We start from the raw sequence: 14105 nt of genomic DNA, 5'->3' as shown, positions 1-14105 counted from the left end.
TGGCTGCAGTGTATTTAGAGTATATAAGGATTACTTGTCAAAAACTCCGAGTTTTTTGCTAAAAACTCGCTTTATTAACAAAACAAACACAACGTCACATATGAAACTTTAAAATAATATGCCGTTTTGTTTCACTATTTAACAGAAATTTTCTTTTTGTATTGGGATGGTGACATGCCTTGAAGGCGTGAAAAGGTGTGAGTAAAGGAGGATTGACCGGAGAAACCAGCAAGTTCTGCAACCTGACCAAGGCTCAGATTACCTTGTTCGATCAAGCGGCGAGAGCGGTCGATACGCTTACCTAATACATATTGATGAGGGGTAATGCCCATTTGCTCTTTGAATAGCATATGGAATTGGCTTTCACCCAAGAACACACTGCCTGCCAGCTGCGCGACTGAGATCTTATTTGCGAGGTGTTGCTCAATGTAGCGATCCAGCGCTTCAAGATCGAAACGCGAATCTTTGATTGAGGTTTCAAACGCCGAGATGTGCCTTTGCATCAGTGCAATCACGGTATCATTACAGGCACGGCTTAGTAGCAAGTCATCAGGGCTTGCCTGCATCTCTTGCACCAACATATGGATAAGCTTTTGAATTTGCGCGTCTAATTGGAAGTAGACGTTTGATGACTCTAGCTGGTTAATCTTCTCTAGCATCAAAGGGTCGTCGTCACTCGGTACAGGCATATTAAGCACCAAAATATCCGACTGACCGACCACGCCACCGAAAGCATGATCAGAGCTTGCGGTCACTACACATCCTTGGCCGGGGCCGACCAGATTGCCCTTACCGCTGACTTCAAATTCCGCCTGACCTTTTAGACCAATCACCACCTGCGAATAATGGTGCTCGTGGCAATCCATATGCGATGGCAAGGTAATGATCTCTGCGGGACGAGGGCCAGCAAGGCCTAGCGGAGACAAGTCTAGGTTTGGAAAGGGTAAAGGTTTTGGCATGACAGCAAAGTACTCAAGTCAACATAGTAAGAATAATACTCTGAAATCTGCACAAGATGAATTTGTAAATGATCATGAGAGTCATTTCCTGACCTCAAAGGAAAGATCATCACTGCGATCGTCTTGATCATGCCTCCGGAAAGATGATCAAGAGTGTATAAACTACGGGCATTGTAAAACCAATCGTTCCAGTGGATTTAAAGGCTTACAACACAAGTCCACAAATGCCTAAAACCATGTCTTAGATAAATGCTTCTACATTCCAACATAACGAATACATTTTCTTATATAGCTCAAATATTTTAGTTTAAACCTGTAAAAAGTGTATCAGAAGTACCGAAACTTGGCTTTTGAGTAGATTGGATAGCAATAAAACGGTATAAAGACGGGTACTGTGTTAATTGCTAATAACTAGTGACTCACAACTAGGAAGTAGACACTTTATTAACGAGCCAATTTCAATCTACAAGTTGCAGGGACCTATGACTAACTTTCGAATTTCAGCGCTTTTACTTGCGCTATCCCCACTTTGGGTATCTGCATCGGTATCCGCTGAAGAACTGAATCAAGTCGATCCCGTTTCAGCTATCGATGCAAAGCTAACAGAGAAAAACTCAGATATTGAGCGTATTTCAGCAACCAAAGTATCGGCGACTGAGAACCTAAAACAACTACAAAACAAAAACAGTAAGTTGTTGCGCGAAGGTGAAGAACTTAAGGCAAAACGTAACAGAGCCAAGTCTGTACTAGACAAACAGTACAGTCGCTTACTTGAAGATCCAGAGACAGATCTGGTCTCTTTCCAGAAAAGTTACCAAGATGCGTGGGCTGCGGTTAAAGAAAATCAATCTGCTCAATTAGACAATCAACAAGCGATGAACGAGGGTGAAATTCACCTTTCTCAAATCAAGCAAAAGCAAGCTCGCCTGAATAATGAGCTGGCAAACTTGAGAGAGTCAAAAGTTGAAGCTCGCGTAAAACGTATTGCAACAGAACTGCGTGAAAGTGCGGTTCTTGAAACCAGCTACACCACCACATGTTCATCAACAATGACACTGGGGGAGTGTACTGCGCAGGGTAAACACCTGACCAACCAAAAAGCCGTGCAAACGTTCAAGAGCCAATTACTTGAGCAGCTCACAGAAAGCACACTAGCGAAGCAAAACTTACAAGGTGTTCAACTGAACATCCATGTTCAAGACAGCCAAGCAATCAAGAGCGGCTTCTCTGGTAACAACTCTTACTTCATGCAGATGCAAGCTCAGCTTCAAGCAAAACCTGAAGCGGTTGCAGCGTGTAACCTATTGAACGTTTCAACCCGCTACTGTTTAACAGGCAGCAATGCAGCGGTTGTTAAAAAGAGTGACAAACAGTGGGCTAACGTGACGGTACGTTCTGATCAATACAATGATTCAGTGACTATCAATGGCATCAAGTACGGCAGCACGCCTCTTGAGGTTGCGCTACCAAGCGGTCGTCACCAAGTAACCATTTCAAAACAAGGTTACGAGTCTTACAACCGCACAGTTACCGTCAACGGCAGCGACACTATTTGGGTTAAGCTTCTTCCTAGCAAAGAAAGCTAAACACCCTTTCTACATAGAGCTAAGCCGATATTAACGCTTAGCTCTATATCAGATAGCCGTGCCTATTTCACAAAGCTGAATGAACACTCGCCATTTTGTTGATAGTTATAAACAGTAGCTACAGATGAAATGGCGTTCTCGTTTAGAATATTCGATTAACCTAAATTACGATTGAAGTAGCCCATCATGCGCCAAGGTCTTCCTACTCTATTATTTGCACTTGCTCCCTGCTTAATGACGCCAGCTGTTTTTGCTGAGGCACCACCAGCGATCGCGTCATCTGTCACCGACATTGAAAGCTCACTTTTCGAAAAACACGCCGACCTTACGGCTGTTGAGAAAAAACTGGCGGACAAGAAAAACCAAGTCGACAATCAAGCACAGCAAACTGCCCGTCTGGCTAAACAATCTGCGCAAGCAGAACAAAAACTCGCGACGGCGAAAGCAAACCTAGAGCAAGACTACACGCGTATGATTGATGAGCCCGATTTCGATATCTCACCAGCTCAAAACCGCTTTCAAGACGCCTGGAAGGTAGTTAAAGAAGGCAAGCTTGCGATTTCAGACTCTGAGCAGAAGCAACAAGGCTTGATGATGGAGCTAGAAGCAATTCAAGCTGAGAAAGCAGCAGCAGAAGCTTCAATTGCAAACCTGAATCAAGACAAGCTAAGAGCAAGAGCCGAGCGACTAAGAAACGAGATCACTCAAACGGAAGAACAAACCGTCAGCTTCACTAACCGTTGTAGCAACGACATGACACTGGCGCAGTGTTCTGATCAAACGGTGACCTTGGCACTTCAAAAAGCGGTAAAGCAATTCCAACACAGCCTTGTCGACAACGCGACTGAATCGAAAACAGTGAAAGAACACTTGGCGTCTGCTTCACTGAACATTCACGTTCTACAGCACAAGGTGAAATCATCAGGTTTCTCTGAAGATAACCGTTACCGAGCAGTGATTGCTGCAAATCTAGAAACTCGTCCAAATAAGAACACGCCTTGTCGCCTGTTGGGCATTCAGTCATCAAATTGTTTCACGCAGAGCGATCAACAAGCCAACGACCAGCAGAAAGAAGTCGCTTGGGTTAACTTGGTAGTTCGTTCAAACCAGTACAACGATAAGGTGTCGATTAACGGCGTGAACTATGGCAGCACGCCAGTTGAAATCATGCTGCCAACTGGCCAACACATGGTGACGATCGAGAAAGAAGGTTACCTTTCTTTTCACCAAGAGCTGAAAATCGCTCGCGATCACAACCTAAGAGCCGTACTACGAGCTAAACAGAATTCACTGAATGTCGGTACTAAGTTTGCCGACCCTATGGGTAACGACACTCAGAGCCCAGAAATGATCGTGGTTGGATCGGGTCGCTACCTACTTGGTGAAAACAATGCCAAGCAAGTGACCATCAAACAGCCATTTGCATTAGCCGCTACGCCAACTCGCGTTCAAGATTTCAAAGCATTCGTTGAAAGCACTGGCTACAAGACAGACGCAGAACTGATGAACACCTGCGACACCTTCGTTAATGCCGAGATCACGACTGTTTCTGACACCGACTGGAAGAGCCCTGGCTTTAAGCAAGCGAATAACTCTCCAGTGGTTTGTGTGAGCCAAAACGATGCCAAGGCATACACTCGTTGGTTATCTGACAACACAGGCTTTACCTACCGTTTACCAACACCACAAGAGTGGGAAGCAGCAGCAAGAGCAGGCCAAGACACCAACTTCTGGTGGGGCAACGAGTTCCGCTCTGGCAAAGCCAATACCGGTTGGTCTGGTACACCTTGGTCAAACGTTAGCACATCTCCGGTTAAATCATTCTTACCAACGCCTACTGGTTTCTACGACATGGTGGGTAACGTATGGGAATGGACAACCACTCAGAAAGGCTTAGCGAAGGGGGGAGCTTGGAGCTTCTCTCCAGAAGAAGCGAAAGTGTATAACGAACTGAACGTTGCACCTTCAACCGCAGCCAACTACCTAGGATTCCGAGTATTGCGAGAGCTGTAAGCTCTCCATTACTTGCTGAAGTTTTAAAATATTTACTCTAGGTTCTCAATTCTCACATTGAGCAGCGTTTATAGGGGAATTCCCCCCTTATGCATTAGCATTCCTAGGAGTAGATTCGTCGATAGAGTAGTAAGTCACTCTGGGTATCTAACTGATGCCTCAGTTTAATTTGCATGACCCTCGTGAATTAAACTGAAAATCTTCTACATGTCGACAAGGCATATCTTGTCTTTGGCCAGCCCCTCTTCAGGCTGGCTTTTTTTTGGCTGTTTATCGCCCTTTTCGTTTATCTATTCCCCGTGATTGAAGCAGTTCCTCAGCAATCCGTTTAACGGATATTCAACCCCAAATTTCAGCGCCGATTTCACTCTCTAATTACCATTGCAGCGCTATAAGAAACTGATATCATCGTTATACTTCTGATTACGAGATAAAACCTTGCCAGATCCACTCAACTCCATACATCGTTCTTTATTTGAACAACTTCCAGGCTGCTGGGGCTGCAAAGATACTGACTCGGTCTTCGTATATGCAAACCTCGCTTACAACCAACTGATTGGCTTAAAACCGGGCGAGACGTGTACTGGCTTGACCGATTTCGATATGCCGAGCCAAACTATCGAATGCGCTCAAGATTTCCGGGCTCAAGACAAGCATGTGATGGACACACGCAGTACGCTCAAGATCCTCGATATTCACCCCTACCCTGATGGCCGCTGGCACGCACATATCTTTACTAAAACCCCTTGGCTTGATGACGAAGACAAGGTGCAAGGCACGATTTTCTATGGCCAAGAACTAACAGACACGGCGATTTTAGAGGTAGGTCATTGGGTATGTCAGGCAACGTGCACGAAGGACAATCAGGCATCGATTGCCGGATCAAAACCGCGAGTATCGAAACTGCAAAAGAAGCTGACAGCAAGAGAATCAGAAGTGTTGTTCTTACTGCTCTTCGGTAAGAAACCCCAGTACATTGCGCTGACGTTGAATATTTCAATCAAGACCGTCGAAGGCCATGTCGCGAGGTTAAAGCAGAAGTTCGATGCGCGCAGTAAAAGCCAGTTAATAGAGTATGCATTGGACTCAGGATTAGGCTCAGTGATCCCCGAGACCCTACTCAAAAAACAGATCTCAGTGGTTCTACACAGCGACTGATTAAACGCCCTGCACACTTGTATCCAGATAAAAGTACAGACGAAAAAATACCGTTGATGTGATTAAACACAAAATCAACGGTATCTTTTTGATTGGTGCAACTGGCTAGAACTAAGGCGCTAGGCGATCAATATCCCAGCAGTTGTCTTGGCGTGAGAACAAGAAGCGATCATGCAAGCGGTGCTCGCCACCTTGCCAGAATTCAATGCTATCAACACGCACACGGAAGCCACCCCAGAAAGAAGGCACAGGAATCTCACCTTTCGCAAACTTCTGTTTCAGCTCTAAATATTTACCTTCCAAGATACCACGAGCAGAGATGCGACTACTTTGCTTACTTGCAATAGCAGCTAACTGGCTCTCTTTTGGACGTGACGAAAAGTACTTCATGTTTTCCATCGCAGTCAGCTTTTCAGCCGTGCCCGTGATATGAACTTGGCGCTCAAGAGGGTGCCAAGGGAAATGTAGGCTGATTTTGCTATTGTGCTCAAGTTGATGCGCTTTACGGCTACCTAAGTTAGTGTAAAAAACAAAACCGTCTTTATCGACATTCTTCAGTAGAACAATGCGTTGGAATGGCTGACCATTTTCATCAACCGTAGCAACTGTCATGGCAGTAGGGTCAGTCAACTTAGCTTCGATGGCTTGCTCTAGCCATAGATTGAATTGCTCAATCGGGTCTGCGGCCAAGTCTTTACGTCTCAATCCACCCTTAGCGTATTCGCGACGAATATCTGTCAGTTCCATTTGGTTGCTCCTTTTAATTTTTTTGTGATTTTGCGCCGTAATCCTTTGAAACACAAGTCTAAGCCTTGGTTTTGTCTCATAGAAGGTGCTCTGTGTTAACAAGATCTCGGTACTCTCTCCATCATATTGATAATCTTTATACAAACCGATGACAAGCTGAGATCCCAGTGACCAAAATACTGCCTAACCTAATGACGCCCTTCGTTTTATTCTCGCTGTTACTGGGATCAGCAGGGCTGACCGCAACACACTTTTTGGCAGTGCAATTCCAAGAAAAAATCGTCACTCAACAACTCAACGAAGCGGCCAATAAAGCGAATCTACAAATCGATTCTGAGTTGGATAAATTCAAACAGATCCCCGATCTGCTCAGCCACGATCCGCGCTTGCTGTCTTACTTCGACGAATCACCACAAACAGACAAGATCTCCGCTGCGCAGCTCAATAACTTATTATTCGAGTGGTCGGGACAAAGCCAAGCGGACACCATCTATATCCATGATCCGAGTGGCACTGTCGTGGCTTCAAGTAACTACCAAAAGCCACGAACCTTTGTTGGCGAAAACTTCTCGTTTCGTCCCTACTTTGCTTCTGCAATTAAAGGCAACAAGACACAATATGTCGCGCTAGGTGCTCGCTCGGACGTACGAGGTTATTTTCTGTCTTCGCCTTTGTATATTGACGAGGAAATCGTCGGAGTTATCACGGTAAAAGTGAGCTTAGAGAATCTAGAAAACATCCTGACCAGCGAAGATTTTGAGATCGTGGTACTCGATTCGAACCAAGTGGTGTTTCTTTCAAGCCAAGCGCCTTGGCTTTATCGTTCCTTGTTGCCATTAACTCAGCAACAACAAACCGATATCGCACTTCAACGCCAATACGGTCAGAGCGAAATTTCGATCATTGAAGCCTTTCGCTCTTCAAACTCTCAGCCAGAAGCTAACAGCGCCAGCCAGGCTAACTACCGTCAATCCAACGAAATCCGAGAAGAGCTAACCGCCAACCAGTTATTCAAGCTTGGGACTTTTAATCTTTACCCTGCAGCCGTCAGCAACAACCAATATCAAGTAGTGGCCTTAAAAGAGACCAAAGCGGAACTGCTTAAAGTGATGCAGATAGACATCACCTTTGTTGTTATTTATAGCTTAGTAGTGCTGATTGCTTGGTCATGGCGCCAAACCTACGTAGCGAAAGTGGCGTTGACCCGACTCAACCAAAACCTGGAACAAACGGTAGATAAGCGCACTCAATATCTAAAGCAATCGAATCAGCAACTTCAGCAAACCATCTTTCAGTACCAAGAGTCTCAGTTGAAGTTGAAGCAGACAGAACAAGAGCTGACCCAAACCGCCAAACTAGCCGTTCTGGGTGAGCTGTCAGCCAGCATTAACCATGAAATAAACCAACCGCTAGCCGCACTCAGAACCTACAGCGAAAACAGCTTAAAACTACTTGAGATGGATCGAATCGATTTGGTGAAAAGTAACCTAGGCAAAATGATCGCGTTAAACACCTCGATTACCGAGATCATCGCCCGCCTTAAGGTGTTCACTCGTAAAGTGACCAAACAGGAACATCATGTGGCGAATCTGCATCAAGCGGTCAACAACGCCACCAGTATTCTCAGCGCACTGATGATCAAGCAAGGCATCACGCTCAGGTTAAGCACGGTACCGGATGACCTTAATATTGCGATTCACCCAACCGAGCTCGAACAAGTGCTGGTGAATCTGATTCACAACGCGGCTCAAGCACTTCAGCAGCAAGTCATAGATCAGCAAGCTCTGTATCTTCAACAAAACTCGCTCCAAGAAACGACAGTTCAACAAACAACAGTTCAACAGGCTATCCCACAGATAGGCGTTGAGTGGCAACTGCATGAAGACATGTGTCAGGTGATCATTTGGGATAACGGAATTGGTATGCCTGCCGACAAGCTTGAACAACTTTTTGATCCGTTTTTCACCACCAAGCCAGAAGGCTTAGGGCTTGGACTCTCTATATCGAAGCGGATTATTGAAGCGTATCACGGCTCGATCAGTGCAACCCTGTTGGAGCCGACAGGCATGGTATTCTCGCTCAATATTCCGTTATACAAAGTTAACGACTAACGCACATCGTTATTGTTAACGAGAAAACGAATTTCACATTACCGCTAATCTCACATACAGCTAAGGACACGGCTTTGCACTCTATGCCCAAACTCTATTTTGTCGACGATGAACCCGCTATCCGAGACTCGGTAGAACAAGCCATGCTGATTGAAGGCATCGACATTGTCTGCTTCCCTAATGCCGTTGAGGCGCTTAAGCAGATAGACGTAGCACAAGCAGGCATCGTGATTACCGACATCCATATGCCAGTAATGGACGGTATTCAATTTACCCAGAAGTTGCTGAGCCAGAATCCTAACTTTCAAATCATCGTGCTGACTGGGCATGGCGATGTGCAAACTGCGGTGTCCGCGATGAAGGCTGGCGCCTATGATTTTCTGGAAAAGCCGTTTGTGGTCGATGCCCTATTAACGGCAGTCAAAAAAGCAGCCGATAAGCTCGCCTTGGTAGAAGAGAACAACCTACTAAGAAAAGAGCTCGCGATGCAGAATCAGGTTGGCCCCAAATTAATTGGCCAGTCTCCATCGATGCAGACATTACGCCGTGAACTAATCACATTAGATTGCAAACAAAACCCACTGCTGATGTTTGTTGGCGATATCGGCACAGGAAAACGAATCACCGCTCAGTACACACACGATCTGCATAGCCACTCAACTGCCGAGCTTTGCCCAATTGCGGCGTTCAATTTACCTCGTAGTGACCAAGCGACACTTGATCAATTTGTTCTGCAATTATTCCACAAACATCAGGGTGGAACTCTCTATATCCATGAAACAGAAGCGTTAACTTCGCAGCAATGGTTATGGTTAGCCGCTCTAAAACCCACTCTACTTCGTGAAAACTCATGCAAGACCAGTGCAACTTGTATCATTATCGCAACTACAGTAGTTCCTACTACAATTACAGGTGAACTGCGCCGTTTTAATTTACTACCCTTGGCGCAAAGAACGGAAGATATTGGCTCTTTGTTTAAGCATTTTGCTCGCGGTGCAGCTAGTCGATATCAGTTGCCACCGCCAGTTATCACAGAGAAAGAGATTCAACGGCTGATCACTACTCATTGGAGCGAAAACATTCGCCAGCTTCGTCAACACGCTGAGCTCAGAGTGCTGACGCAAGTGAAGCAACCGTCACTCGACAACGATGAACATGAGCAAAACACCGAAAGCCAAATTGATGTAAGCATTGAAGAGCAACAACAGTCTTTAAGCCAACGCACCGATAGCTTTGAACAGATTATCTTGATCGAGGCACTACACCGCCATCAAGGACGCTTAAAAGACGTACAGCAAGAGCTGCAAGTGTCGCGAAAAACGCTCTATGACAAGCTAAGAAAGCATCAACTCGACAAAACGGATTTCAAAAATTGATAGAATCTAAAAAATATATAAATTCAAAGATTTAAAGGAGCAAAATCTTAACATTTATCAAAAGTAAGAATACACTCAATAGGCTTGCACTTTTATTTAGCAAACAAGGACTGTTATGAGCCAGAAGAATTTCAGCAAATTGAACGAAACCGAACTAGAGTACGTCGACGATAAAACCGCGGCACTACTCCTCAATACGCCGACCAGTGCGCGTATTATGTTGTGGGTGATCGTTCTGTTTTTTATTGCTGCTATTGGGTGGTCCGCTTGGGCTGAAATAGACAAAGTCACCGTTGGCCAAGGCAAGGTCATCCCCTCTTCCCAAATCCAAGTGGTGCAAAACCTTGAGGGTGGCCTAGTTAAAGAGATCTTAGTAAAAGAAGGTCAACAAGTTCAAAAAGGCCAGCAACTACTTTTGATCGATGACACTCGATTCCGTTCAGACTTCCGTGAGCGTGAACAACAGGTCGCAAACTTAACCGCCAATGTGTTAATGCTCTCTGCTTCGTTAACCAGTGTGGTTATTAACGAAGATTTCTCTGAAAAAGAGTGGAAGAAAAGTGTCACTCTCGATTACGGCAAGCTTGCCTTCCCACCTAAGTTCTACGAGCTTCAACCGCAACTGGTTAATCGTCAAAAAGCAGAATACCGCCAAGACCTTAACAACCTAAAAAATCAACTTTCCGTTTTTGATCAACAGGTTGAACAAAAACAACAAGACCTTGTCGAAATTAAAGCACGTGTCCGCAACCTAAAACAGAGCTACCAGTTTGCTCGCCAAGAACTGGATATCACCAAACCCCTTGCTGATGAAGGTGTGGTACCACGCATTGAGCTACTAAAGCTCCAAAGACAAGTAAACGACACTCGCCGAGAAATGACCTCAAGCGAACTCAAAGTCCCTCTTCTACGTTCAGCCATCAAAGAATCCATGCTCAGCCGTATTGATGCCGCGTTGAACTTCCGCTCAGAACAACAAGAAAAACTCAATCAAGCACAAGACAAACTTTCTGCACTGACCGAATCGGCCGTTGGCCTTGAAGACAGAGTAAATCGTACCGTGGTGGTTTCTCCAGTAACCGGAACCGTCAAAACGCTTGGCATTAATACCGTAGGCGGTGTTATCCAACCGGGCATGGACATCGTTGAGATTGTACCGACTGAAGATTCTCTATTGGTCGAAGCAAAAATCGCTCCTCAAGACATCGCCTTCCTGCGCCCAGAACTGACAGCCATAGTTAAATTCAGTGCTTACGACTTCACAAAATACGGTGGTCTAGAAGGTGTGTTAGAGCACATCAGCGCCGATACCACCCAAGATGAAGAAGGCAACAGCTTCTACATCGTGCGTGTACGCACCGAAAAACACAATTTTGGTAAAAACGAAGAACTGCCAATCATTCCGGGAATGACGGCCTCTGTCGACATCATCACGGGTAAAAGAACCGTGCTTGAGTACATGTTGAAGCCAATATTAAGCGCTCAAAACAACGCACTAAAAGAGTAAGGACGTTTGATGTTTAACAACGCCTTTCGATACACAGCAAACAGACAAGAGCAGAGGCCATGAAGTCTCGGATTTCGCTGTTATTGCTAGTCCTCACCTCTTTTACCTCTGTGGCGCTCAACAAGAGCGATCAACGGTGGATAGATGCGGTCACCAAAACCTACGGTGACAGAGCCGGAAAACGAGTGGCGACATGGCGCTCAAACATGACGTCTTACGACGGATTGAGTGAGAAAGAGAAACTCAGGTCGGTAAACCAGTTCTTCAACCAGATGTACTTTGTCGACGACACCATTTTGTGGGGAAAGAACGACTACTGGGCAACACCACTGGAGTTTTTAGGCAGTAATGCCGGTGACTGTGAAGACTTCACTATCGCAAAATACTTCTCTTTGCTCGAGCTTGGCGTCCCAGATAAGAAATTACGATTAGTGTACGTAAAAGCACTTGAGTTGAACCAATTCCACATGGTGTTGGCGTACTACTCAACACCCAGTGCAGAGCCACTAATTTTAGACAACTTAAACCCTGAGATAAAACGAGGTTCCAAACGCCCAGACTTACGACCAATTTACAGTTTCAACGGTAAAAATCTTTGGTTAATCAAGTCGGCAGCGGGCAGCGGTAAGTTAGCAGGGAAATCTTCAAGATTGAGCTTATGGAACGACTTACGTTCCCGTGAGCGCTCTCTAAAATTAAACAAACCCATTATCAATTACGATGAGTAGGTACAATGACTTTATATAAACAGCTTGTGGTCGGGATGGTTGCGGTGTTCATACTGCTGATGACGTCAGTTTTTATGATCGAATTCAATACCACCCGTGGATACTTAGAGGAGCAGCAACGCTCTGAGGTAAGTAATACCATTAATACTGTTGGACTGGCTCTCGCCCCTTACCTCGAAGAAAAGGACAAGGTGGCGGTGGAGTCTGTTATCAACGCCCTGTTTGATGGCAGTTCTTATTCCGTCGTTCGATTGATTTTCCTAGACAGCGGCGAGGATATTCTCCGCTCATACCCTGTTAAATCAACAGGCGTACCACAGTGGTTTACCAACCTTAATTTGTTTGAGCCAGTTCATGACCGCCGAGTGATCACCAGTGGCTGGATGCAACTAGCAGAGGTTGAGATCGTCAGTCATCCGGGTCCAGCTTATGATCAACTTTGGCAAGCATTCACACGTCTACTGACCATCTTTGGATCGATCTTCCTACTGGGTTTGGTGTCGATTTCATGGATCCTCAAGCGAGCACTGCGTCCATTAGCATTGATCATTACCAAAATGGATCAGATCGCTAAGAATCAATTTGGTGAGCCTCTGGTTCGTCCGAAAACAAAAGATCTTATCTTAGTGGTCGATGGCATCAACCACATGTCGACTCAAGTTGAATTGGCGTTTAAGAACCAAGCGAAGGAAGCTCAGAAGCTGCGAGAAAGAGCGTATATCGACCCTGTGTCTCAACTAGGTAACCGCGCTTACTACATGTCTCAATTAACTCAGTGGTTAGAAGAATCAAGCTTAGGTGGTTTGGCTGTACTGAAAGCGGAATTTATTAGCGAAGAATACGATGAAAAAGGCTACCAAGAAGGAGATTCCTTAGTTCACCAACTGGCAGAACAATTACAAGCTTCTATTTCATCGCCAGACATCACCATCGCCCGTATTTCTAGTGACGAATTTGGTTTCATCATGCCAAACATTGATGAAAGCGAACTTAAACTTGTTGCTAGCAGCATCGTAAATTGCATTCAAAGCCTAGGTTCAGATCCAACAGGTATGGCAAACCCACACATTGCACTGGGTGTGACCTACAGCAACAAGCGTAAAACCAGTACCGAAATCATGTCGCTGGTGGATAACGCACTTTCAAGTGCTAAGGCGAACCGCGAGCTTGCTTACGGCTACGTCACCGCTGACGACCACGGCGCGGTAATGGGTAAACAGCAATGGCGTATGCTGGTTGAAGAAGCGATCATCAACGACCTAGTCACTTTCCGTCTTCAGGCTGCAAACAATGCCTTTGGTAAAACGTACCACCAAGAGGTGTTCTCTGCGATTGAGAAAGACGGTGTCCGTTACGGTGCGAACCAATATCTATACGCACTAGAGCAGCTTGAAATGAGCCACATTCTCGACCAATACGTTATCGAGAAGATGATTGAAAAGCTTAATGCCAATGAAGTAACTAGCCCAATCGCTATCAATATCTCACCAAGCAGTATTTCTCAGCCAAGCTTCATCCGCTGGATTGGCAAAACGCTTGAACAAAATGCCTCTGTCGCTCACCTGCTGCACTTTGAGATTCCAGAAAACTGTTTCATCAACGTTCCGCACTACACGGCGCTATTATGTAACACCATTCGCAACGCTGAAGCGGTGTTTGGTGTCGACAACTACGGGCGAAACTTCCAATCATTGGATTACATCAACGAATACCGCCCAAGTTATGTGAAGCTGGATTACCTATTCACACATAACCTTGATGACGAAAAACAGAAATTTACCCTAACGTCGATCTCACGAACGGCTCATAACCTTGGCGTAACGACCATCGCGTCTCGAATAGAAACTCAAACTCAGCTAGATATCCTATCTGATAACTACGTAGAAGTGTTCCAAGGCTTCATTGTTGATAAATAGTTGT

At 45.3% G+C, this 14105-nt stretch carries 10 protein-coding genes; 8 read left to right on the top strand and 2 right to left on the bottom strand.

Annotated elements, in window-relative coordinates; translation table 11 throughout:
- Positions 1–134: 134 nt before the first annotated feature.
- Complete coding sequence (locus OCV12_RS17795) at positions 135–959, bottom strand: AraC family transcriptional regulator (protein WP_261886744.1); 825 nt, start codon at positions 957–959, stop codon at positions 135–137.
- A 482-nt stretch (positions 960–1441) separates the two neighbouring features.
- Here OCV12_RS17795 and OCV12_RS17790 point away from each other — a divergent pair, with 482 nt between their 5' ends.
- From OCV12_RS17790 to OCV12_RS17780, 3 genes are all read left to right on the top strand, one after another.
- Positions 1442–2545, top strand: coding sequence for a PEGA domain-containing protein (locus OCV12_RS17790; protein WP_132969999.1), 1104 nt, complete (start codon positions 1442–1444; stop codon positions 2543–2545).
- A gap of 186 nt (positions 2546–2731) precedes the next feature.
- Positions 2732–4558 carry an SUMF1/EgtB/PvdO family nonheme iron enzyme gene (locus OCV12_RS17785; RefSeq protein WP_261886743.1) on the top strand — a complete coding sequence of 609 codons (1827 nt, stop codon included), beginning with the start codon at positions 2732–2734 and terminating at the stop codon, positions 4556–4558.
- Positions 4559–4996: 438 nt separating this feature from the next.
- Complete coding sequence (locus OCV12_RS17780) at positions 4997–5716, top strand: helix-turn-helix transcriptional regulator (protein WP_261886742.1); 720 nt, start codon at positions 4997–4999, stop codon at positions 5714–5716.
- 111 nt (positions 5717–5827) lie between these two features.
- On the opposite strand, the gene pdxH is transcribed toward OCV12_RS17780, so the two are convergent.
- Positions 5828–6463: a pyridoxamine 5'-phosphate oxidase gene (pdxH, locus tag OCV12_RS17775; protein ID WP_052879343.1), complete on the bottom strand. Its 636-nt coding sequence runs from the start codon at positions 6461–6463 to the stop codon at positions 5828–5830.
- A 167-nt stretch (positions 6464–6630) separates the two neighbouring features.
- Between pdxH and OCV12_RS17770 the strand changes: the two genes are divergently transcribed.
- The 5 genes from OCV12_RS17770 (at position 6631) to OCV12_RS17750 (ending at position 14101) form a co-directional block, all read left to right on the top strand.
- Positions 6631–8574, top strand: a complete 1944-nt coding sequence (locus tag OCV12_RS17770) for a sensor histidine kinase (RefSeq protein ID WP_261886741.1) — start codon at positions 6631–6633, stop codon at positions 8572–8574.
- An 83-nt stretch (positions 8575–8657) separates the two neighbouring features.
- On the top strand, positions 8658–9950 hold the full coding sequence (locus tag OCV12_RS17765) for a sigma-54-dependent transcriptional regulator (RefSeq protein ID WP_261886740.1): 1293 nt from the start codon (positions 8658–8660) through the stop codon (positions 9948–9950).
- Positions 9951–10065: 115 nt separating this feature from the next.
- Positions 10066–11457: an HlyD family type I secretion periplasmic adaptor subunit gene (locus tag OCV12_RS17760; protein WP_132761657.1), complete on the top strand. Its 1392-nt coding sequence runs from the start codon at positions 10066–10068 to the stop codon at positions 11455–11457.
- Positions 11458–11516: 59 nt separating this feature from the next.
- On the top strand, positions 11517–12185 hold the full coding sequence (locus tag OCV12_RS17755) for a transglutaminase-like cysteine peptidase (RefSeq protein ID WP_017629972.1): 669 nt from the start codon (positions 11517–11519) through the stop codon (positions 12183–12185).
- A gap of 5 nt (positions 12186–12190) precedes the next feature.
- Positions 12191–14101 carry a bifunctional diguanylate cyclase/phosphodiesterase gene (locus tag OCV12_RS17750; RefSeq protein ID WP_261886739.1) on the top strand — a complete coding sequence of 637 codons (1911 nt, stop codon included), beginning with the start codon at positions 12191–12193 and terminating at the stop codon, positions 14099–14101.
- Positions 14102–14105 lie beyond the last annotated feature (4 nt).

Source organism: Vibrio pomeroyi (genome assembly GCF_024347595.1).
In the GTDB taxonomy this organism is placed as follows: Bacteria; Pseudomonadota; Gammaproteobacteria; order Enterobacterales; family Vibrionaceae; genus Vibrio; species Vibrio pomeroyi.
This window is presented reverse-complemented; position numbering and strand designations above follow the sequence as displayed.